The organism is Candidatus Giovannonibacteria bacterium (genome assembly GCA_016432405.1).
Lineage (GTDB): Bacteria > Patescibacteriota > Minisyncoccia > UBA11713 > 2-01-FULL-45-33 > MFHE01.
On sequence record CP066687.1, the window covers coordinates 629,252 to 651,449 of the forward strand.

Below are 22,198 nucleotides of genomic sequence, written 5' to 3' on the forward strand. Positions count from 1 at the left end.
GCCATTATACCTATTTTTTATCTTAATCCAAAAATCTTTATAGCGTTTTTTGTTGTAACTCCGGCAACTTTTTCAAAATCTTTGCCCAAAATCTTAGCGATTTTTTGAGCGACTTCCTCCACATACAACGGCTCATTTCTCTGCCCCCGATGAGCCGTTGGGGCGACGTACGGCGAGTCGGTTTCCAAAAGAATGCGGTCTAACGGAATAAATTTGATCAATTTTTCGTACTCGCGGGCAAATGTAATCACTCCGCCGAAAGAAAAAGAAAATCCCAAGTCCATAAGCTTTTCGGCGTCTTCTATTGTGCCGGAAAAAAAATGGCAAACACCGGGGGAGATTAGCCTCCCCACATTATCTTTAAGTATTGCGATCAAATCAGAAAATGCTTCTCTACAATGGATCATCAGCGGCTTTTTAATTTCGCGCGCAAGCCGGATATGCTTTATAAAAACTTCTTTTTGCTTTTCTTTTGTTTCCTCGGTCAAGCGGTAATAATCCAGCCCACACTCTCCTATCGCCACGATTTTGGAATCCGCAGCCAACTTTTTATAAAAATCATAATTAAATTCCTCGCGGATTTCAGTCGGATGGAGCCCGGCTGTCGCGAAAACCCCCGGCTCATATTTATGAGCTAAACCGACCGCTGCTTCGGACATGCGCCAGTCCGTGCCAATATTCACCATCCAAATACCCGCATCCAGCGCGCGGCGGATAACGGCGTCGCGGTCGCCGTCAAACGCCGAAAATTGCGCGTGGGTATGGACATCGATTAAGCGCGGGGTCATTTTTTTAGCCGCGGGAAGAGATGAGCAGCTTCTCCCACTCTAAATTCGCTCCAGCCCTTGTCTAATTTTCCATCCGCGCCCAAAGTTTTTAAAATTTTCTCCGCGGTATCGGGCAAAAAGGGCCTCATCATCCAAGCACAGGACGCCAAAGAATACGCCAGATGCCACAAGACGGCTTTAGCTCCTTCCGGGTCAGATTTTAATTTTTTGTACGGCTTATATTCTTCCACATATTCATCCATCCTCCCCAAAAATATCCAAACGGTTTTTATCGCCTGCGAAATATCGTAGGACTCCATCGCTTTTTTGTACGCCGGCCAAAGCATGCCGTCCACGACGGATGCCGGAGTGGTTTCCTCAAAAGCAAATTTCGCGGCGTCGCTTGCCAGAAAATTCAAATTTTTCTTCAAGGGATAATTGGCCAACTTAGATTCTTCCGGTTTGATAACCGCCGGGAAAGTGCTCAACATTTTTGCTACTCTGGAGAGCAGGTTACCAAGCCCGTTCACTAAAAAGCCGTCGTAAACGCTTTCAAAATGCTCCGGCGAGTAATCACTGTCGCTGAAAGTTGAAATTTCATGCGCCAGATAAAATCTCACCGCCTCCGCCCCGTACTCCTCAATCAAAGGAAACGGGTCAATCACATTGCCGACACTTTTGGACATTTTTTCGCCTTTTACGTTAATAAATCCGTGCACGAAAATGGTTTTAGGGAGCAAAAGCCCCGCCGACATCAGCATCGCCGGCCAAAAAATCGTGTGGAACTTAACAATATCTTTGCCGATGACGTGGACATCGGCAGGCCAATATTTCTCAAACCTCCCATCTTCTCCGCCGTACCCCAACGCCGTAATATAATTCGGCAAGGCGTCGCACCAAACATACATCGTCTGCGAAGTGTCCCCCGGCACCGGCACGCCCCACAAAATATCTTTGGATGGGCGTGAGAAACTTATGTCGCCGATTTCCTCCAGCATATTAAGCGTTTCTGTTTTGCGCCAATCCGGCAAAATTTGAAGCTCGCCGGATTCAATTTTTTTCTTGAGCGTTTCTTTATATTTCGTGAGTTTAAAAAAATAATTTTCTTCCTCCACCGCTTCCGGCGGTTTTTTGTGCAACTCGCAAACCCCGTCTTTTAAATCCTTTTCCGTAACAAACGCCTCATGGCCCACGCAGTAAAGCCCCTTATAAAAACTTTTATAGATATCGCCGGAGCCGGCAAGTTTTTTCCAAAGAAGCTGCGCGCCCGGCCAGTGCCGTTTTTGGTCGGAAGTGTGGATAAAATCATCGTTGGAAATGTTAAGCTTGCCCAGCAAATCCTGAAAAATTTCGGCCAGGCCATCAACAAATTCTTTAGGCGTTTTCCCGGCCGCCTCCGCCGCTCTCATAACTTTAGCGCCATGTTCGTCAGCTCCGGAAAGAAAAAACACGTCTTTTCCCGAAAGCCGGTTGTATCTTGCCAAAGTGTCCGCCTGCAGCGCTTCCAGCGCGAACCCCAGATGCGGCGGGGCGTTGAGATAAGGGATAGAAGTTGTAATATAAAATTTTTCTTTCTCCGGCATCAGTTTATCTTGGCCTGGCTTTTTTCGCCGCGACATCGTTTAAAAACTCAACCAGCACCGAAGCTATCGGCACGGAGAGAATTATGCCGTAAAATCCGCCCAAGGTGCCGCCGACCACCAGAGAAATCACGACCAAAAGCGGCGGGACGCCGATGGTTTTTCGGACGACCAGAGGATAAATAAGATGGTTTTCAAACTGCTGGACGATTATAAAAAGCCCCAAAACCATGAGCCCGGAAAGGGGCGCTTGTATAAATGCTATGGCAACCGCAGGGATGGCCGCCATCACCGGCCCGAAAACCGGGATTATTTCAAAAATCGCCGCAAGTATGGCCAGAGAAATTGCGTATTTGACGTTTAAAATCGTAAGCCCCAAAAATACCATAACCCCCACCAAAACGCCGAGTAAAATCTGCCCCTGGAGCCACCTGCCTATTTTTCTTTGGGACCTCCGCCAAAGGTCCAAAATGTATTCTTCGTCTTCCAAGGGAGTTACGACGCGTAAAAAATTTTCTATGCCGTGCTCCTGCACGGACAAATAAAAAGAGATTACTATAAGCAAAACCAGCGACAAAATCCCGCCGAACAAAGCCGTGCCCGCGGAAAAAACCCCCGGCGCCAGCTCAATAATATATTCTTCAATAGAAACCGCCGCGCCCGCCACAAATTTGCTGAACTCCTGCGGGATTTCCGGGAAAAGCAGGAAAAATGTTCCGCGCGGACCGACGGCTCCTTCTATGTAAGCAGGAAGCGCGGAGAGAAATTCCAAAATGTCGCCGAAGAGCGGCGGAACGATTAAATAAAACACCAGCGCGAATGTCAAAAACGCCGCCAAGTATATGAAAACTACGGAAAGCACGCGGGGGGCGCGGTATCTCGCGAAGAAATGATTCGCCGGCTCAATGGCGGAAGCAATAACTATGGAAAGCAAAAGCACCGCGATAAAATCGCGCAATAACCAAAGCGCCCACAAAAGCAAAACCAAAAGCGCGGCCTTAAGCATCGTCCAAAAGGAAATTTCTATGATTTGGTTTTTCTGCGGCATGGCTAAAGCGTGTTTAAAACTTTCTCAAAATCAGCCGTATTTTCTTCGGGGGTAATGGCGGCAAGATTGACTTTCTCGCGCCTGAAAACGTCCCTTACTACTCCCATGATATCACTTCTCCTTACTTTCTCAATTTTCGCCAAAATCTCCTGCGGCGTCATTATCTTATTATAAAAAAGTTCCTGCGAGGCCAAAAAGGTGGCAACCTCGTCAGTGGACTCAAATGCAAGTGACATGGAGCCGCGGGCGTATTCCTTGGCAAAGTTTATTTCCCGTTCCGTCACTCCTCTTGCTTTCAGGTGCTTCAAAATACCAACTATTTTCTTAACCGTCTTTAAAAAATTCGCGTGGGCCACCCCGGCCGTAGCCAGCAAATACCCCGTGTCCGTGGCTTCGTCGGGAGAAGCGCCTACGTAATAAGCTAATCCTGCTTTTTCACGAATTTCCCTAAACAAGTAACTGGACATGTTACCGCCAAAAATCGTTGTCAGAACCTGAAGAGCGTATCTCTTCTCGTCGTACATATCATAAGCCCGCAAAGCAAGGCGGAGGTGCGTTTGGTCAACATCTTTTTTCTTGAATTCCACGGCGGGTTTTTTTTGGCGCTCAAAAACTTTTTCTTTGCGCAATTTTCTTGCTTGGGGCATTTTTAAAAACGCTTTTTCAACTTTTTTGAAAACCGCGTCCGGCTCCACATTGCCAGCAACGGCGATCACGGCGTTGGAAGTAATATAGTGGCTTTTTTTGTAATTAATAATATCCTCGCGCGAAATTCCTTTCACCGTATTTGGCGTGCCAGCGATATCCCATCCCGCCGGCTGGTCGCCATAAAGCAGTTCCTCAATAAGCTCATAGGCCTGGCGCTGGGGGTTGTCTTCATACATTGCGATTTCCTGCAATACGACTCCCCTTTCTTTTTCAATCTCCGTTTTTTTAAAAATCGGCTCAATTAAAATATCCGAAACAATATCCAGTCCGATATCAAAGTGTTTGGCGGACGCTTTTACGTAGTATCCAGTATATTCCTTAGAGGTAAATGCGTTTTTTTGAGCGCCGATGCGGTCAAATTCGCGGGAAATTTGATCTGGAGTCGGCCTGCTTTTTGTGCCTTTAAAAAACAGGTGCTCCAAAAAATGCGAGATGCCGTTGATTTTTTTTGTCTCGTATTTGGAGCCCGTCCCGAAAAGCGCCCACAATGTCACCGCCTCGGTGTCCTTCATCGGCGCCACCACGCACCGCAGCCCGTTTTTGAAAGTTCTCTTCTCAAACTTCATTCTTTAAATTCTAACACAAAATTATAAAAACAATAAGGGCGAGTCTCGCCCTTATTTATTTCTTTCAATTATCCTTTTATCTTTTTGGGGCGCCCTCGGGAATCAGTAAAAACAAATAGGTTATTAAACCCACAATCAATCCACACCGATCGCTACCCAAATCCCTTCGCTATGAAAATATGCCAATACCGCAACAAAAACGGCGGTGCCGAGCGCCCAACCCAATTTATTAAACATTTGTCCTCCTTATCTGCACTAGCTCCACTTAAATTCTTATCTCTGTTTAAATTATAATCCCATCAAAATACTTATCAAGCTCGGCAATTTTATGGCGTTCTTAACAAAATGTGCCGATCGGTCAAGTTTGTTAAGTTATGAAAAAACAATAAGGGCGAGTCTCGCCCTTAGAATGCCTTAATTATCCTCTGGCGGGCTGTTTTTCGAAAGCTGAAGTTGCCTAGCCACCAATATACTAACAGCGCACAAAGCAAGAAAAATCATTGCGATTGCCCCAGGAGGACTCGCCAACGGAGCCTCTGGAGAATAAAGACATATATTAACCACGCTAACAAAAAAGACGATCGCAAGGATATAGAAAAATTTTATCATAAACTAGCCCTCCAATCTGAATCTACCTTAGCATTTCTTCAAAGTATCTGTCAAGTCCTGTGGCTGAACAGCGGATTTGTTTGCCGGCATCGCGGGCGCGGACGGTGACAGTATCATCTTCCAAGGTCTGGTAGTCAATCGTCACGCACCAGGGCGTGCCGATTTCGTCTTGGCTGTAATAACGTTTGCCGATGTTACCGCGGTCGTCCCACACAATGGGAAATGAGAAGTGAGAAGTTAGAAGTTTGAGATTTTCGTAAACTTCGCGCGCTTTTTTGACCAAGTTTTCTTTGTTGGAAACAAGAGGAAACACAGCAACTTTTATAGGGGCGAGTTTCGGCGGGAGTGAAAGCAGAACCCGCTCTCCGTCTTCGCGGTATACCGACAAAAGCACGGCAAACAAAGTCCTGCCCAATCCGAAAGTCGGCTCAATCACGTGCGGGATAAATTTCTCTCCCGAAACGGGGTCGGTATAGCGCAAATCAACCCCGGAGTATTCCATATGTCTCTTTAGGTCGTAATCACAGCGATACGCAAGGCCGTAAAGCTCTTTTTTGCCGAAAGGCCAGTCAAATTCAAAGTCAACTGTGCGCTTGGAATAATGCGCCCGTTCCCCCTCCGGCACATCAAGCTCGTGGACTTTTTCTTTATCAATTCCGACCTCTTCTATCCAAGCCCGCATTTCTTTCCGCCATTCCTCAAAATATTTTTCCCATTCCGGCTCTTTCACAAAATATTCAAACTCCATCAAATCAAACTCTCGGACTCTAAAAAGAAAATCGCGCGGCGCGATTTCGTTCCTGAAGGCCTTGCCGATCTGGGCAATACCAAAGGGCAATTCGGGGCGCATGGTATCCAAAACGTTTTTAAAATTAACGAACATCCCCTGCGCGATTTCAGGCCGCAGATATGCGGCCTTCTTTTCGGGTTGAACCGCTCCAATCTCGGTTTTAAACATCAAGTTAAAACGCTGGCCTTCGCCGAGCGGGTCAGAAAATCCTTCCAAATGCCCAGAGGCCTCCCAGACACGCTCCGGCATTAAGACGCTGGAGGCAAGTCCGAACATGTCTTTGCGCGAGCTGACAAAACGTTTCCACCAGAGCTCCTTGATGTTGTGCGCTAGTTCCGCGCCCAAAGGACCCAAATCCCAAGTGCCGGCAAAGCCCCCGTAAATCTCCGACCCCGGGAAAATAAATCCCCTTCTTTTTGCAAGCGAAACTATTTTTTCCAAATCGGCCATACTCTGCGATTATGGCACAACCCTTTTTTGATTTAAAGTGACATTCGGGTCGTCCGGCAAATCGGTGGTTATTTGCTCGTCCGAAGAAAACAAAATTTGGTTGGTGAACGTGTCCCTTCCGGAAGCCGAAACCTCGTTTATGATAACCGGAACCGTGTCCGCTTGGTTCGGCGAAGGCGTAAGGCCGACCTGAAAAGCAATCTGCGTCGCCGGGCGCAAAAATCCCGTGCCGGCCAACACTCTCCCCGCCTTCCAAATTATTTCCCCGCTGGCTTTATCAAAAGACACATCCGCATCCCCCGGCAAAAGCGCGTTTTTGAAACTCATGTAAGGCGGCAGGGAGGACTTGACTACGACGTTGTCCAGGTCGTTCACCATGTTCGCCAAAGACCAAACTACGGTATAAGTGGTTTCCTCGCCGACTTTCGGCGGAAGAGGGCCGGTATTGGGCATCGGAGAGCTTGAGTAAAGCGCGCGCGAGATAATCTGCAGTTTTGAGGAAATTTTAACGTCGTAGGACGACTGGCCGGAAACGTCAACGCCCTCAAATCCGGGGACTTCCCCCGCGCCCGGCTTGAAAATCACGGTGATTTTTACGCTCGGCCGCGCCGAATCGCCGGAGAGCGGAAGCTGGCTTTTTATTTTGAAAGAAAAACTGACGCTGTCTTCCTCTTCCGGAGCCAATACTTTAAATTTTTCATGCGTGGAAGCCGTCCACAAAACGCTCTTTGACGAATCGCGGTATGACCCGCCCTCAACCCTTATTGACCCGATGTCAATCGGATTTCCAGCGCCTTCCATTTTCGCCTCCAAACTTGCGTTCTTCACCTCCGCGGGCAGATTGTTTTTTAATTTTAAATCAATGGAAATCGTGTCGCCCGGGTAACTCACATAAGTATTCTGCCCATTCGCCAAAATGGCCGCTTCCATAAAAGGCGCGCGCAGAGTAACGGACTCCGAGGTCTCATCGTAAGGAAGAATCTGCTCGCCGTCGCCTTGTTGGAAACCCAAAACCGCCCTGAAAATTTTTGATTCCAAATTACTGCCCCTGATTATGCCTTTTATTTTAATAATTCCGGTCTGGGAGGGCTTCAGATCACCGACAACCCAAATATTTTTGTTTTTTGTCGGCGCAGGAGAAGCGGAAAGATACTCAAAGCCCTCCGGCAAAAAAACGCTCAAGAGAAGGTTCGGCACGGTCTCTTCCGATTGCGAGCCATAATTCACTTCCAGCTCAACTTGCTGGCCTATGCGCAAATCCGGGGGAATTTTAAACGAAACCGCAACCGCAGAGCGCGCTATGGAAAACCTAAAGGCCGTGTCGGACGCAAAAACCGCGCTGCTCTCTTTGGGCCGATATTCCAAGACGGCGGAAACTTCTTTGCTCTGGCCTCTGCCGCCGAAAACGTAGGCGTCAAAGCTCTCAAAAACGCTTTCCCCCGGGCGGAGCGGCCCCAGCGAACGGCGCTCCCGAAAAACGCCTTTGGGCGGCTGGCCGCTTATTGGCACTGCGCCCTCCGGGAAATTAAAAATCAAAGCCGCGTCTTCCAAAGCGGAACTATTTTTATTGGTAATCCTCACTTGCCAGGTGATTTTGTCTCCACTTTTTATATCTTTGGCGCCCTCTATTTTTATCTCAACCCTTTCGGAATTAAAAATCGCCGGCGAGCCGAATATAAAAAATAAAATTCCCAATAAGACCAAAATTGCAACAGCGGCCAGCGACCACAAAAACCACTTGCTCCTTTTGGCCTCCATGGCAGTTTCCCGCCAGAAAATTGTTTTTAATCTCTGCGGGCGCGCAAGCTCCGGAGGAACTATTCTCTCCCCGAAACTTTCTTTTTCTTTGTAAAGCCGTTTTTTTAATTCTTCAAGTGAGGCCACAACTTTATTATACGCTCTTCAAATTCCGGTGGCAAAGTGCCGCCGTAGCCCTCATGTTTAAAAAAGTCGCGGAGAAAATTGAGCGCCTCAACCTCACTTTTTGATGTTTTAAAAAAATCCAGCAGAATAAAAAATAATTTCTCGTCCGAAGCCCCCGGAAAAATAACCACGTCAATCACCTGTAAAATTCTGCCCATAACGGAAAGCTTGTCCGCGTCCGAAAACCAATCATTATATTTAGCGATAATCTCGGCGTCCATCAATGTCGGAATTCTTTCTCCATTTTTAACGAATTGCATGCGGATATGGTTTAAAGTATCCAAATGCGGATTCAGCTTTGAAGCGGTTTTCCGAGCTCCTTTCGCGAGCGCGTCCATCTTGCCGAAATCGCGCGTTAAAACCCTCACCAAAAAATCCGCCTCTCCAAACGGCATTTTTTTAATAATCAATCCTTCAGTTTTAAAGTATTCGCTCGCCATGCTACATTATTAAGTGTATATGAATAACGACTATCTCGTAAAACCAAAAAGGGCAAATGGGGCGGGAGTTGTGCTCATCCAGGAATGGTGGGGCGTGAACCAGCAGATAAAAGGCGTGGCCGACCGCCTGGCCGGCGAGGGCTACTTCGTATTGGCAGTTGACTTGTACGAAGGCAAAATCACGGAGAGGCCCGAGGAAGCCGAGGAAATGAAAAACGCCGTAAAAGACGAGTTCGCGCTCCGAAGAGTCGGCGAAGCCATAGAAAAGTTAAAATCGGAGGGCATCGCGCCGGCAAAAACCGCGGTGTGGGGATTTTGTTTTGGAGGGTCAGTTGCTTTCAAATCCGCGGCGGCGGACTTGGGCGCCGGGGCTTACGTAATTTACTACGGCAGCATGGTTACCGACGACAAAGCGGTTTTGGCCAAAATCCAAAAACCAATCTTGGGAATCTTCGGCGGGCAGGACAAGGCCATCCCGCAGCTATTAGTGGAGAGCTTTCAAAAAAATCTAAACGAGCTCGGAAAAACAAATGAAATCTACGTTTATCCCGAAGCCGACCATGCGTTTTTCAACGAAGAGCGTCCAAAATACAATGCCGCCGCCTCTGCCGATTGCTGGGGCAAAACCCTTGCTTTCTTCAAAAAACACCTAAAGATATCTTAAGCTCCTGCGATTCATGCAGGGTGATTGATTTCAGATTCGTCTCTTTGGCTAAAGTTTTTTCGTTCTTTTTGGCGGCTTCTAAAATTTCTTTATTTTCTATAATGTTTAGTGATCTGGAAAATCTCTAATTCCTCATCTTCAATGAAATACAGCGCTCGATATTTTTTATCAATCCGAAAAGAATAAATGCCGCGATGCTTCGGCTCCATAAGTTCCGAATTAAGCGACGGATGTTGAGGATTTATTAAAAACAAAGCAACGGCTTTTTGCCATTTCTTTTCAAGACGCCATTTTTTGATTCGCCGCAAGACGTGCTTTCCAAGTGGCCTAAGTCTCATTTTTTGGCTTTACTGGATTTTTCTAGTCCGCTTTTTAAGTCGCGCAGAAAAAGCTGGGAATATAGCCCGGTTTTCTTAAAATCTTCCACGATTTCGCTTATCGGTTCTGATTTAATTTTTTGAAAAAAAACGCCAGCAAGCTCTTCGTATGCTTGAGCTCTCTTTCGTAAAACATCGTATTCTAGTTTTGGGATGGTAACAGTACTCATTGCCAAAAGGATAGCATAATATGACAGCGTTTCAAGTCTTGACAGATAAACTAATTGGGTGTATAATGGAGCCAGGCACATTGGAATAGGCGTAAATATAGGCTCAAATCAAAAAGGAGGGGGTTATTTATGAAGAAGATTTTTGGCGTAATTCTTGGAGTTGTGATCAGTGCGGCAATCTACTTTAATATAGGCTACGCTGCCGCAAAACTCTGGGATAATGTTTGCGTAAATGGCGGCAAGGCCACAACCACAATGGAAAAAGTGATCACGATAGACGGCGACTTGCTGTTGCAAAATTGTGATAACAACAGAGGGAATGCTGGGCATATGGACAACGTAAACTTTATCGCGCACACAATATTCTGGCCATTCTTTTCCGTTGTACTCCCATTGCTTGATTATGCAATCTATTACATTTTCTTCGGTGGCATGGTTAAGCTTATTGGATTGGGGTAATGACAGCATTTTTCTCAAGGGGCAGCGGAAATCAAACGCTCCCCTTTTTCTATTGCAGCGAAATTTTTGTTTCTTGAGATTCGGAAAATTGGAGAGACTTTAAGTTTGTTTCTTTAATTAAATCTTTTTCGTGTTTTTTGGCAATCTCTAAAGTTTCTCTGGGCAAGGAAATTTGGGCGGCAACTTTATCTTTTGGTTTAAGCCCCGCGGCCTTCCTTGCGGCTTGAATTTCGCGGATGAGGTCGCGGAGGATTCCTTCTTCGCGAAGTTCGGGGGTGATTTTGAGATCAAGCTCGAATGGAGGGGCATCTTGACCTCTGCCTTTTTCTAAAACAACTTCTTTAACATTGATTTCGTCTTTCAAAATTTTCACAAGTTCATCCCAATACTTCGGCGCTTTGCCGTCGTATTTAATTGAAAACCTTTGTAGTGGCTGGCGCACTCTTATATTTTCTTCCGCGCGTTTCGTTAATGCCGTAGACGCAAATGATCTTACAAAACTCATGCCGCTCAACAAATCCGTGTCTATTTTTTTATTTGAGGAAGGCCAATCCTCCAAATGCACGCTATTTTTATTCCCGAGCTCCATCCATATCTTTTCGGAAATAAACGGCGCGAAGGGCGCGAGGAGTTTTGAAACTTCACCCAAAAGATATGCCAAAACGGAGCTGGTTTCTCCGACGCTCGGCTTTGCCGAGGTCGGAGCCCCGACTCCTTCAGACGTCGGGGCTTTCATCACATCGCGAATTCTGCGGACATACCAGCGCGAGACATCTTCAACGATAAAATTTTCCAAATCACGCGCCGCGCCGACGATGTCGTAGGCGTCCAGTTTTTTTGTGACGATATTAATTGTTTCTTGGAGTTTGAGAGTGGCCCAGCGGTTAATCAATAACCCCACCCTCTCCCCCCCTCCCCTTCGTAAGGGGAGGGGGTTGGGGGAGAGGTTGCCTCCACCGCTCCTGCTGCCGCCAATTTTCTCGTAAAGTTTCCAAAATTGCAGCACGTTCCACAAAATCATGAAAAATCTCCGCGAAGCGTCCTTGACGTCTTCATCTTTGAAAAATTTGGAATCCCACGGCTGGTTGATTGTAAAAAAATACCAGCGCGTCGCGTCCGCCCCGTATTTTTCTATCAGCGCCATCGGGTCAACGACGTTCCCCAGCGACTTGGACATTTTCTTGCCATTTTTATCCAAAACATGCCCGAGCGAAATCGCGTTTTTATACGGCGCACTTTTGCCCAAAAGAGCGCTTACGGCCAAAAGACCATAAAACCACCCCCGCGTCTGGTCTACCGCTTCAACTATATAATCAGCAGGGTAATTTAATTTTTTAGTTTCAAACGGATAATGATTTTGCGCAAAAGGCATACTTCCGGAATCAAACCACGCGTCAATCACCTCCGGAATTCTCCGCATCTCGCCTCCGCATCCACATTTCAGTTTAACGTCGTCAATAAAGGGCTTATGTAAATCCAGAACTAAATTTTCGTCCCGCGGGAGCGCTGAAAAGTTAGGGCTTAATTCAATAAACTCCGCGGTTTTTACAAACTGGGGGCGCTTTTCGCTTTCCAGAAGCGACTCCGTATTATTTTTGCCTTCCGCAGCCGCCCAAAGCATCCAAATAGAATCCTCGTGGCTTATTATTAAAATAGTTTTATTTTTATACCTTGATTCAATCTCGGAAAACGCATCCCAAACCCTTTTTTTAACGTCCATAAACGATTCCCCGCCCGGCGGAGCTTTTGTGAATTTATCCAACGGATTTTTATAATAAACGTGATATTTGGCAGGGTCAGTATCATCAAAAATCCCCCAATATGCTTCCCCGAACCGTGGGTCAATTTTGACATTTTCCTGACTCACCCCCAACTTTTCTCCAAGAATCCGCGCGGTTTCCTGCGCGCGCAAAAACGGCGAGGCGAAAATAATGTCTATCTTGATTTTTTTCTTGAGCATCTCATCTGCCGCCGCCCCAACTTGTTTTCTACCCCGCTCGGTGAGGCGGTAATGGTTTTTATTGATGTCGCCATTGACAATGTTTTTTACATTGCTTTCTGCCTCGCCGTGTCTCATTACAAAATATCTGTTTCCGGAAGTCACTGCGCGTTTTTTTAATTCCTCAATTGAGCCGACGGCTTCCCATTTTCCGCATCCGCCAGCTGGCGGACCGCACTTCCAAACCGGCAAGGGCGTTCCCCAAAACCGCTCGCGGGAAAAAGCCCAGTTCTTTTTTTCTTTCAGCCACTCGCCCATTCGCCCGTCTTTAATATGCGAAGGAAGCCAATTTATTTTTTGATTATTTCGCAAAAGCTTCGGCCTGACGGCGTTTACATCCACCCACCAGGTTTTGCGCGCAAGGTACATCAGCGGATTTTTACATCGCCAGCAAAATGGATAATCATGTTCGTATGACTCGGTTTTAAAAAGAAGCCCGCGCGATTTTAAATCGTCAATTATCATCTTGTCCGCTTTTTTGAACCACAAATTATTCCACGGCTTTCCTGGAGTTTGCATAATGCCCTGTTCGCTTGTCGTAGCAAGAACAGGCAAATCATATTTTTTGGAGAGCGAAAAATCGTCGTCTCCGAAAGCCGGCGCTATATGCACTATTCCCGTTCCTTCCTCGGTTGAAACAAAATCTCCGGCAACAACACGGCATGGCGCCTTATTTGGATAAAGCGGTTCGTATTTTAGACCAACCAAGTCGGCTCCTTTGATTTTTTTAATAATTTTGTAATCTGCGCCGATGATTTTAATTCGCTCTTCGGCTAACACCAACTTCTCGCCTCTAATCTCTAACATCACATATTCAACTTTCGGATTTACCGCCAAAGCAACGTTCCCCGGCAGAGTCCAGGGAGTTGTGGTCCAGACAAGAAAGTAAGAGTTTGGAAATTGGAAACCTGCCCGTCCGGCAGGCGGGTTGGAAATTGGAAATTTAACGTATACCGATTCTTCTTTTACTTCTTCATACCCCTGCGCAAGCTCATGTGAAGAAAGCGCTGTCCCGCAGCGCGCGCACCAAGGAACAACTTTGTAGTCCTCGTACAAATACTTTTTTTGGGCAAATTCTTTGATAACCCACCAGAGAGATTCTACATAATTATTTTCATAAGTGATATAAGGATGCGCCATGTCTATCCAAAAGCCCATCCGGGCAGTCAGCTTTTCCCAAAGTTCTTTGTATTTCCAAACCGACTCTCGGCATTTTTTATTGAAAGCGGCAACGCCGAATTTTTCTATGTCTTTTTTATTTTTCAGCCCCAAGGTTTTTTCCACTTCAACTTCAACAGGTAACCCGTGGGTGTCCCACCCCGCGCGGCGCGGCGCGAAAAAACCCTTCATGGTTTTGTATCTTAAAACTACATCCTTAAACGCGCGCGATTCAACGTGGTGCACGCCGGGAACGCCGTTGGCCGTCGGCGGCCCTTCAAAAAAAACGAAGTTTTTTTTACCCTTTCTTTTAGAAACGGACTTCTCAAAAATCTTATTTTTCTCCCAAAATTCCAAAATTTCCTTTTCATCAAACATACCAGGTAGTAGAACTTCGCGTTATGCTTTATAAAAATATTCTTTTAATCGACGCTTTAACATTCTAGCGCCAATATTGGTTTTTAGATATTTTTCTCGACGCCCAGCATCAACCTTATTAAGACACGCCTCGTAATAAATAAGCCGCCACGGCCGAAATGGCTTGGTCGAAAAATTAAGTCCTCGATTATGTTCATCCAACCTTTTCCTAAGGTCGTTCGTGTAACCTATGTACAACTTGCTATTTTTTATGCTTTCCAACACGTAAACATAGAACATAATCGGACGCGAAGTTTCACTACCTGGCATAAAAAAAGTATAACAAAAAAATAGCCGTTTCGGAAACGGCTAATGGACCCCGAGGCGGTTTTGTATCTCTTGCCGAAGAGTTGGGCGGATTTTGTACTCCGCCAAGATTATTTCCAAAAACTCCCTCTGCATTGCAGGCGCCACCCCTTGAGCCAAAATATACATAGCGATCCCTCCAACTTCTTCATCGTCAAAGCGAAACCCGCCAGCGCCCGGCTTGACCATGATGTAGCGCCTAGCGTGAGGGTAGTGCGCCACCAACCCCATGAGAATTTGCCGCCCCAGCGCTTGATAAACAGGGTCTGGTGCGCCACCGGTGCTTGCTACATTCATCATAAACCGCCGCCGGCAAAGGTCTTCTTTTTCCTGATTACGCTCCATCAACGCAGCGGCTTGGCAGAAAAATAGCTCCCGTCTGAACATGTGAATCTCCTGCTTCTCAACGTCGAGATACAGAATCGCCATCCTTAAAATGGCCTCCGCTTTCAGCGGCGAGTCGGGATATTTCTCCAAAAATGCGCTGAACCGACCCACCTGCGCCACGAGCATGGCGCGGTAATCCGGAACAAGGGTTCCATCCTTGATCCAAGGTATCGGCCCCGACGCCAACCCTTCAAACTCCGCAAAATCCGGCGGGCGCTCTTGGGCTTGCGCCAAAATCGAAGAACTGCCAGCCAACACTAAAAACACAAACAATCCAGCTATAAAACCGCTTAATTTGTTCATAGAGCTATCCTCCCTAAAGCCATGATATCACATCTTCTCCGGCGCGGCAATCCCCATCAAAGAGAGAGTGGTTTTGATAGTTTTTTGCGCCGCAGAAACCAAAAATAGCCGGGCTTGCGTTAATTCGGGGTTTTTAGAATCAACCACATGATGCTTTTCATAAAAATTTGTGAAAGTTTTCGCAAGCTCATAAGCGTAGCGCGGCAAGCGGTGGGCTTGGTAATCTTCCGCGGTGTCTTCAATGATTTCCGTAAGTTGCAGAATTTTCTTGATGAGAGTAAGTTCTTCGGGTTGGGTTAGCAGATTGAGATCCACTTTTTTTGATTGCCCCCCTTTTTTTAAAATACTGCAAGCCCTCGCATGCGCGTACTGCACGTAATAAACCGGATTTTTCTTGTTTCTTTCTTTAGCCAAATCCAAATCAAAATCCATATGCGTATCCGGGCTTCTCTCCAAAAAAAACCACCGCGCCGCGTCCACACCGACTTCTTTCAACAAATCGTCCAAAGTTACAAATTCTCCTGTTCTTTTAGACATCCGCACCTCCTTGCCGCCGCTCGTAAGCCGCACCAGCTGTAGCACCCTAATGTTAAGTCTTTCTGGATTAACACTTAACGCTTCAATTCCTTTTTTCATTCTTTCAACGTAACCATAATGATCCGCCCCCCAAACGTTAATCGCCAGATCAAACTTTCTTTTTATGAATTTATCGTAGTGGTACGCCAAGTCCGCCAAAAAATAAGCATATTCCTGATTTGATTTAACGACTACGGCGTCCCCCAGCCATAACGCTCCTTCTCTTTCTTTTAATGCATTTTTTTTATTTAAAAATTCCAATGTTTTTTTAAGTTCTCCCTTTTTGCGCATATCCGCTTCCGAAAACCAGACATCAAATTCAATGCCGGCTTTTTTGAGAGATTTTTTGATTTCTCCTAGCAAAATTTTTGCCGCGGCTTCCGCCGTTTTGCCTTTTAGTTTCTTTATGTAATCGCCCTTGTAATATTCTTCTTTCGCCGGTCCGCCAGCCAGCACTTTGCCCGCCGCCGCTAAAATAGACTCGCCCAAAATTCTTATCTGGTTCCCGGCATCGTTAATATAGTACTCTCGCGTAACTTTATGCCCCACTGCCTCCAAAACATTCGCCAGCGCGTCTCCGTAAAACCCGCCTCGCCCGTTGGCCATTGTTAATGGCCCGGTGGGATTTGCCGAAACGAATTCGATATTTATCTTTTTTATCTTGGTCGAAAAACTCTCGGATAAAAATTTTAGGTGTGGGCGCGCGCCTGCCCGTCTTCGGGCAGGTAGGGATAAGAAATTTTTAGATGAGAGTTTTTTGACCAACGCCCCGCGCGAAATAAAAAAATTCAAAAATCCCGGACCGGCGATATCTATTTTTTCAACCCACTTAGCAATCCGATTGCTAAGTAACTTATTTTTCAAATCCTCCGCGACATCGCGCGGGTTTTTCCCAAGCTCCTTTGCCAATACCAGCGCGATGTTGGACGAGTAATCTCCGTGCTCCGGGTTATCCGGCTTTTCAGCGCTAAAAACCGCTCCCGGCGGCGTAACGCTTTCTATCCCCTTCCGTATCTGCGAGCGCAACATCGTCTTAACTCTACTCCAAAAAATAAGACAAAAAAAGGCCGCCGGGCGGTGTTTACAAATTCTAGATTTCTGCTATTGTAGATATAGGAGGATAAAATAATGCGAATAACCAGATGGTTTGTGGAGCCGCTTGATTGCGGTTTCACCAACGAAGTAATCGCGCGCTATATTCCCAGCGAAAATCACAAACAAGTGGATGAAAAGCATTTATGGGAATGCCCGTACGCGTTTATAGAGCAGCTCAAAGCCAGCCGTTCCAGATGGGGAGTAAAATTCAAAATATTCAAGCAAGAGGGCGGCGGGAAGATGCGCAAGTTTGACGAGACGATCTTTTCAAAAAAAAGAAGACTCGCCCAAAAAATAAAGGTGGGGCTGGCCCGAAGCTGCCTAGACCGTTCATAAGAACGGTTTTATTTTTTCTGCGTGTTCTGTCAAAATGGATTTATGACAACCTTGGCGGAAAACCGAAAAGCAAAGTTTGAGTTTGAAGTTCTGGAAACCTTTGAGGCGGGGCTGGAGCTTTTTGGGTATGAAGTAAAATCAGTCAAAGGGCGGAGGATTAGTTTGGAGGGTTCTTACGTTTTTCCGCGGCGGGGCGAGTTTTATCTGGTAGGCGCGACCATCGCGCCATATCAGCCCAAAAACACGCCCAAGGATTACGACCAGGCACGTGAACGGAAGCTCCTCCTGCACAAAAAAGAAATAAATTATTTGATAGGAAAGGCCGCCACCAAAGGTTTGACAATCCTCCCTCTTCGGGTATATACTAAGGGCGCGAGGATAAAGCTGGAAATGGCCATTGCGCGGCGGCTGAAGAAACATGACCGAAGGGAGCGCATTAAAGAAAGGGAAGCCAAAAGAAAAATAGACCGCGAGATAAAAGAAATTTAACATTTAAATACGGGGATGACAGGCCTCGAGGAAGAGCGAAGCGCCAAGCGCTCAGGCAGAGTTTGCGAAAGCATCTCTTAAAACTGCTTTCGCGATCAATAAGTGCAAACTTATTTAACAAAGTCGTAAATGCGTTGAGACCAATGCAGCTTGCGACTTCCTACGCTTAACAAAGCATAGGCATCCGTCTCTGATTCTCGCTAGGAGGTCGCGGGTGTTATAAGCGGGACTCCCCCGCCGAGCGGGCGGGAAAAACAATCTTCGGCTGAAAAGCTGATAAGCCTGTAAACCGCCGGTTCCGACCTTTTCCGACCCGGGTTCAACTCCCGGCATCTCCATTAAAAATAAAAAACATAGTAATATAATCTTATCCAAAGACTACGGCTCAACAAACAAATAACCGCGCGCGAGGTGCGGGTGATAGACCAAGAAGGGCAAAACCTGGGCGTTTTGCCGACGGAGGAGGCCATTCGGCGCGCGCACGAAGCAGGACTAGACCTTATTGAGATTTCCCCCACCGCACAACCTCCGGTAGCCAAAATAATGGACCGGGGGAAATATTTTTACGAGCAGGAGAAAAAAAGGAGGCAGGCAGCGAAAAAACAGCGCGACGTTGAGATAAAAAACGTGAGAATCGGCATCGGCACCTCGCTTCACGACCTTGAAATCCGCGCCAAACAGGCCGACGAATTTTTAAGAGGAGGCGATAAAATAAAAGTTGACCTCTTTTTGCGGGGGCGGGAAAAATATCTGGACAAAAAGTTTCTGGAAGGACGCATTGAGCGCTTTTTGGCCATAATCCCCAGCCGGTTTGACAAAGAGCCGGTAAAAAAGGGGCCGAGGGGGCTCTCCTTGACCATCTCACCTAAGAAGTAGTAATATAATGCAAATCCACGAATGGTATCCGAATGCAACAAATAATTATTCGTAGTTTGTATTATTCGCATAAGATTTATAGATTAGTATTATTTATGGCGAAAACCAGAAAATCAATATTAAAAAGGATGCGCATGACCTCTTCCGGAAAAATTTTGCACGGCGGTTCCGGCATTAATCATTTTCAGGCAAAAAAAAGCCGCAGGAAACAACTTACCAAAAAGCGCTCCGCGCAACTTGATGTTATCCAAAAAAAGATGGTAAAGTCGTATTTATACCATTAACGAATTTCCAATTCTCAATTTTCAATGAAAATTAAATAATTGATAATTGATTGAAAATTGCAAAATTGAAAATTAGAAATTAAACAAAATATGAGTAGAGTCAAGCGAGGAAAAATAGCCCTAAAACGCCGCAGAAAAATATTGCGGCAGACCAAGGGTTTTCGCTGGCAGAGAAAATCCAAAGAGCGCGCCGCCAAGGAAGCCCTCTTGCACGCGGGCGTTCACGCTTTTGGCGACCGCAGAAAAAAGAAAAGAAATTTCCGCGCGCTTTGGAATATCAAAATAAACGCCGCCGTCCGCCAGTTGGCGGATAAACCCAGTCTTTCTTACAGTAAATTTATATATCAACTCAAAAAATCCGGCATCGGGCTGAACAGAAAAATCCTCGCCGAACTCGCCGAAAAACATCCGGAGGTTTTTAAGAAAATTCTTACGGAAATCACCTTCTGAAAAAGATTGAGATAAAAAAGAGGGCGCCGGAGACAAGGATGAACGCCGGGCCGGGAGGCAGGCCGTAAAAACGCGAGATTAAAATACCCAAAACCGCGCCTAAAACTCCTAAAATCGCGGAGAGCGTTATGTATTGGTTCATGCTGTGGGCGATATTGCGCGAAGTCGCGGCGGGAATAATGATAAGCGAGCCCATAAGCAAGGCGCCGACAAATTTAATTCCGACCGCGACAGTCAAAGCAAAAATCAAAAGAAACGAAAGCTCCAGAAGATGAGGCCGGAACCCGGCCGAGAGCGCGAGATCCGGGGAAATCAAAGAAAGCGTGAAGCGGCGGGCGAAAAACAAAAGCAGTGACATTATAATCACAGCGCCGGCCGCGGCCAGCCAAAAGTCCAATTGGCTTATTCGGGTAATGTCTCCGAATAAAGCGTCCAAAATCTCCTCCTCCGGAGTAATCAGCGCGCCGATAGCCAAAGCCAGAGTGAAAAACACGCCCACCAAAGTATCCACCGGCAGTTTGGTTTTGTGCTCAACCGCCCAAATGCCCAAAGTGCCTAAAACCAAAAACGTCCCCGCTCCTAAAAATAAATTAAAATTAAGTAAAATTCCAAGAGCTATCCCGGGAAGCGCCACGTGCGAGAGGGCGTCCCCCACCAATGCCATCCGGCGAAGGAGCGCGAAAGAACCAAGCATGCCCCCGGCGGCCGCGATCAAAGAACCTGCTACAAAAATTTGTAATTCAGGAGTGAGCATGGTGGTAAAACTTTCTGTCTCCGCCGTATAATTTGGCAAGCTCCGCGGGCGTCAAAACTTCGCCAGGAACACCGAAGCATACTTGCTGGCGGTTTAAACAAAGCACTTTGTTGGCATAACGATACACCACGGTAAGATCGTGAGAAATCAAAATCAAAGCAAGATTATGCTCTTCTTGAAGCTTATGCAAAAGTTCATACACCGTCCTTTGGCCAGCGACGTCAACGCTCGCAGTTGGCTCGTCAAATAAAAGCAAATCCGGGCGGCCAATAATCGCCCAGGCGATAAGGACTCTTTGAAGCTCTCCAGAGGACAGCTCCCCGATTCTTTTATTTAAAAAAGTTGGCGCCAAATCAACTGCTTTAAGCGCTTTTTCCGGCGCCGAGCGGCTTCTTAAAGCCAAAAATTCTTTGACGGTAATCGGTAAATCTCTTTCCAAATCAATTTTTTGCGGGACATATCCTATCCGCGTTTCCGGGCTTAAAATTACCTCGCCAGTGTAGCGCGAAGCACCAAGGATAGCGCGGAGTAAGGTCGTCTTGCCTGAGCCGTTTGGGCCGATGATCGCCAACGCGTCCCCGCGTTCCAAATCAAAAGAAATATCGTCCAAAACGGCTTGCTCTCCGTAGCGCACGCTTAAGTTTTTGATTTCCAAAATTGGCATTTACTTTACTTTAACATTTTCAGCATCTTCTCCAAAGGCCAAGCGTTGATGATGTCCTTTTTTTCAGCCCAGCCGCGGCGGGCTTGGGAGATTCCGATTTCAAGAAATTTGAAATGCGAGGCGGAGTGCGCGTCTGAATCAATGGACATTTTCACTCCGGCCTCAACGCATTTTCTTATGTACTCGTCTTTGATATCCAAGCGGTCAGGATAAGCGTCAATCTCCAAAACAGTCCCGGTGCGTTTGGCGGCTTTTATGATTTCATCAACATCAATATCTATCGGCTCGCGCCGGTTGATTACCCGGCCGGTTAAATGAAAAATAATATCAACGTTGGGATTTTCCATCGCCTTAATCACGCGGCGCGTCTCTTCGCCGCGCGAAAGCTTAAAATGGCTGTGCACAGCCGCCCCCACAACGTCCAGCTTGGCCAAAACTTTATCTTCAATATCCAGAGAGCCGTTCTTACCGATATTTACTTCAGCGCCTTTTAAAATTTTAAAATTCTTAAATTGTTTATTTAGCTTATCAATTTCCGCCATCTGCTTCAGCAATTTTTTTTCATCCGCGCCGCCGGTCATGACCAAAGATTTTGTGTGGTCGGTAATTACGATATATTCCAAACCCGCGTCGGACGCGGCTTTTGCCATTGTTTCAATAGAGTCCTTGCCGTCGGTCCAGTTCGTCTGCGTCTGCAAATCTCCTTTTAGTTCACCGTAGCCGATTAGCTTAGGCAGTTTACTTTTTTTAGACAATTCAATCTCTCCGACGTTTTCTCTCATCTCCGGCTCAATGTATTTAAGGCCCAATTTTTCGTAAATTTCTTCTTCAGCACGGCCGGCAACCCGCTTTTTGCCGCGCCATAGCCCATATTCATTAAGTTTTAATCCTTTATTAATCGCCATCTCGCGAAGCGCAATGTTGTGCTCTTTGGAGCCGGTAAAATAATTCAGCGCCGCCCCGTAGGACTCCTTCGGCACGACTCTAAGGTCGCAATCCAGTCCGTTTTTTAATTTTACCATCGTCTTGGTTTTGCCTTTGGCTAAAACGTGCGCAACTTGCGGCAGAGCTGTGAACCTGTCCGTAACTTTTTCCGGAGTTTTTGATGTCACCAAAATATCAATGTCGCCGATGGTTTCCTTCCTCCTGCGGGTTGAGCCGGCAACCAGCGCCTCCTCAACCTCGGGAAAGGACTGAATCAGTTTTTCCATAGCCCGGATTTCCGGCAGCAAAAAACCTAAAACGCGTCTTCCGCCAGATTTCCTTAAAAATTCAATGCCGCGCAGAATTTTCTCTTCCGATTTTTTGCCGAATCTTTCCAGTTTTGCGATTTTACCTGCTTTAGCTGCGCGCTCCAAATCCTTTAAATTTTTTATTCTTAATTTTTGGTATAAAATCTTTACCATCTTCGGCCCTACGCCCTCAACCGCCGTAAGTTCCGAAATATTCACCGGAATTTTCTTCTTTAGTTTTTCGTATTCGGCAAATTTACTCCCGCGAAGAAGCGTTTCTATATGGTAAGCGATGCCCTTGCCCACTCCGGGTATATTAAG

At 46.4% G+C, this 22,198-nt stretch carries 23 protein-coding genes and 1 other RNA gene; 8 read left to right on the forward strand and 16 right to left on the reverse strand.

The features are described from left to right. Window positions 1-17: 17 nt before the first annotated feature. The 7 genes from HYW15_03720 to recO form a co-directional block, all read right to left on the reverse strand. Window positions 18-788 (reverse strand): TatD family hydrolase, encoded by a 771-nt coding sequence (locus tag HYW15_03720; GenBank protein QQG42579.1) that lies wholly within the window; start codon window positions 786-788, stop codon window positions 18-20. After that, the gene (locus HYW15_03725) at window positions 785-2,386 is read right to left on the reverse strand and encodes a methionine--tRNA ligase (GenBank protein ID QQG42580.1); all 1,602 of its coding nucleotides are present in this window, start codon (window positions 2,384-2,386) and stop codon (window positions 785-787) included. The genes HYW15_03720 and HYW15_03725 overlap by 4 nt, the downstream gene beginning before the upstream one ends. Next, window positions 2,355-3,395: an AI-2E family transporter gene (locus HYW15_03730; GenBank protein ID QQG42581.1), complete on the reverse strand. Its 1,041-nt coding sequence runs from the start codon at window positions 3,393-3,395 to the stop codon at window positions 2,355-2,357. The genes HYW15_03725 and HYW15_03730 overlap by 32 nt, the downstream gene beginning before the upstream one ends. Before the next feature lie 2 nt (window positions 3,396-3,397). Next, complete coding sequence (locus HYW15_03735; protein QQG42582.1) at window positions 3,398-4,669, reverse strand: insulinase family protein; 1,272 nt, start codon at window positions 4,667-4,669, stop codon at window positions 3,398-3,400. A 631-nt stretch (window positions 4,670-5,300) separates the two neighbouring features. Then, a complete protein-coding gene (locus HYW15_03740) occupies window positions 5,301-6,518 on the reverse strand; it encodes a glycine--tRNA ligase (GenBank protein ID QQG42583.1) in 1,218 nt (405 codons plus the stop codon). Between the two features lie 9 nt (window positions 6,519-6,527). After that, the gene (locus HYW15_03745; protein QQG42584.1) at window positions 6,528-8,402 is read right to left on the reverse strand and encodes a hypothetical protein; all 1,875 of its coding nucleotides are present in this window, start codon (window positions 8,400-8,402) and stop codon (window positions 6,528-6,530) included. Beyond that, entirely contained in the window at window positions 8,381-8,881 is a 501-nt protein-coding gene (gene recO / locus HYW15_03750; protein QQG42585.1) for a DNA repair protein RecO, read from the reverse strand. Before recO ends, HYW15_03745 begins: the two co-directional genes overlap by 22 nt. 19 nt (window positions 8,882-8,900) lie before the next feature. Here recO and HYW15_03755 point away from each other — a divergent pair, with 19 nt between their 5' ends. After that, window positions 8,901-9,545, forward strand: coding sequence for a dienelactone hydrolase family protein (locus HYW15_03755; GenBank protein QQG42586.1), 645 nt, complete (start codon window positions 8,901-8,903; stop codon window positions 9,543-9,545). Between the two features lie 89 nt (window positions 9,546-9,634). On the opposite strand, the gene HYW15_03760 is transcribed toward HYW15_03755, so the two are convergent. After that, window positions 9,635-9,883, reverse strand: coding sequence for a type II toxin-antitoxin system YoeB family toxin (locus tag HYW15_03760; GenBank protein ID QQG42587.1), 249 nt, complete (start codon window positions 9,881-9,883; stop codon window positions 9,635-9,637). Continuing rightward, complete coding sequence (locus tag HYW15_03765) at window positions 9,880-10,092, reverse strand: hypothetical protein (protein ID QQG42588.1); 213 nt, start codon at window positions 10,090-10,092, stop codon at window positions 9,880-9,882. Before HYW15_03765 ends, HYW15_03760 begins: the two co-directional genes overlap by 4 nt. Window positions 10,093-10,221: 129 nt before the next feature. Here HYW15_03765 and HYW15_03770 point away from each other — a divergent pair, with 129 nt between their 5' ends. Next, window positions 10,222-10,551 carry a hypothetical protein gene (locus HYW15_03770; protein ID QQG42589.1) on the forward strand — a complete coding sequence of 110 codons (330 nt, stop codon included), beginning with the start codon at window positions 10,222-10,224 and terminating at the stop codon, window positions 10,549-10,551. 49 nt (window positions 10,552-10,600) lie between these two features. Here the strand turns inward: HYW15_03770 and HYW15_03775 are convergent, their stop codons facing one another. From HYW15_03775 to HYW15_03790, 4 genes are all read right to left on the reverse strand, one after another. Continuing rightward, the gene (locus HYW15_03775) at window positions 10,601-14,086 is read right to left on the reverse strand and encodes a class I tRNA ligase family protein (protein ID QQG42590.1); all 3,486 of its coding nucleotides are present in this window, start codon (window positions 14,084-14,086) and stop codon (window positions 10,601-10,603) included. Between the two features lie 21 nt (window positions 14,087-14,107). After that, entirely contained in the window at window positions 14,108-14,365 is a 258-nt protein-coding gene (locus HYW15_03780) for a GIY-YIG nuclease family protein (GenBank protein QQG42984.1), read from the reverse strand. A 69-nt stretch (window positions 14,366-14,434) separates the two neighbouring features. Continuing rightward, entirely contained in the window at window positions 14,435-15,121 is a 687-nt protein-coding gene (locus tag HYW15_03785) for a hypothetical protein (GenBank protein ID QQG42591.1), read from the reverse strand. A 27-nt stretch (window positions 15,122-15,148) separates the two neighbouring features. After that, window positions 15,149-16,726 (reverse strand): arginine--tRNA ligase, encoded by a 1,578-nt coding sequence (locus tag HYW15_03790; protein ID QQG42592.1) that lies wholly within the window; start codon window positions 16,724-16,726, stop codon window positions 15,149-15,151. Window positions 16,727-16,825: 99 nt separating this feature from the next. Between HYW15_03790 and HYW15_03795 the strand changes: the two genes are divergently transcribed. From HYW15_03795 to rplT, 6 genes are all read left to right on the forward strand, one after another. Next, complete coding sequence (locus HYW15_03795; GenBank protein ID QQG42593.1) at window positions 16,826-17,128, forward strand: hypothetical protein; 303 nt, start codon at window positions 16,826-16,828, stop codon at window positions 17,126-17,128. A 42-nt stretch (window positions 17,129-17,170) separates the two neighbouring features. Next, the gene (gene smpB / locus HYW15_03800) at window positions 17,171-17,617 is read left to right on the forward strand and encodes an SsrA-binding protein SmpB (GenBank protein ID QQG42985.1); all 447 of its coding nucleotides are present in this window, start codon (window positions 17,171-17,173) and stop codon (window positions 17,615-17,617) included. Between the two features lie 11 nt (window positions 17,618-17,628). Further along, window positions 17,629-17,958, forward strand: a transfer-messenger RNA (tmRNA) gene (gene ssrA, locus HYW15_03805). Between the two features lie 76 nt (window positions 17,959-18,034). Beyond that, window positions 18,035-18,493, forward strand: a complete 459-nt coding sequence (gene infC / locus HYW15_03810) for a translation initiation factor IF-3 (protein ID QQG42594.1) — start codon at window positions 18,035-18,037, stop codon at window positions 18,491-18,493. A gap of 95 nt (window positions 18,494-18,588) precedes the next feature. Continuing rightward, entirely contained in the window at window positions 18,589-18,777 is a 189-nt protein-coding gene (locus HYW15_03815) for a 50S ribosomal protein L35 (protein ID QQG42595.1), read from the forward strand. A gap of 90 nt (window positions 18,778-18,867) precedes the next feature. Then, window positions 18,868-19,227 (forward strand): 50S ribosomal protein L20, encoded by a 360-nt coding sequence (gene rplT / locus HYW15_03820; protein ID QQG42596.1) that lies wholly within the window; start codon window positions 18,868-18,870, stop codon window positions 19,225-19,227. Here the strand turns inward: rplT and HYW15_03825 are convergent. The 3 genes from HYW15_03825 to polX all read right to left on the reverse strand — a co-directional run. After that, window positions 19,217-20,020, reverse strand: coding sequence for a metal ABC transporter permease (locus HYW15_03825; GenBank protein ID QQG42597.1), 804 nt, complete (start codon window positions 20,018-20,020; stop codon window positions 19,217-19,219). The genes rplT and HYW15_03825 overlap by 11 nt on opposite strands. Beyond that, window positions 19,968-20,645: a metal ABC transporter ATP-binding protein gene (locus HYW15_03830; GenBank protein QQG42598.1), complete on the reverse strand. Its 678-nt coding sequence runs from the start codon at window positions 20,643-20,645 to the stop codon at window positions 19,968-19,970. Before HYW15_03830 ends, HYW15_03825 begins: the two co-directional genes overlap by 53 nt. A gap of 5 nt (window positions 20,646-20,650) precedes the next feature. Next, the coding region (gene polX, locus HYW15_03835) for a DNA polymerase/3'-5' exonuclease PolX (protein QQG42599.1) at window positions 20,651-22,198 on the reverse strand (1,548 nt) is incomplete at its 5' end.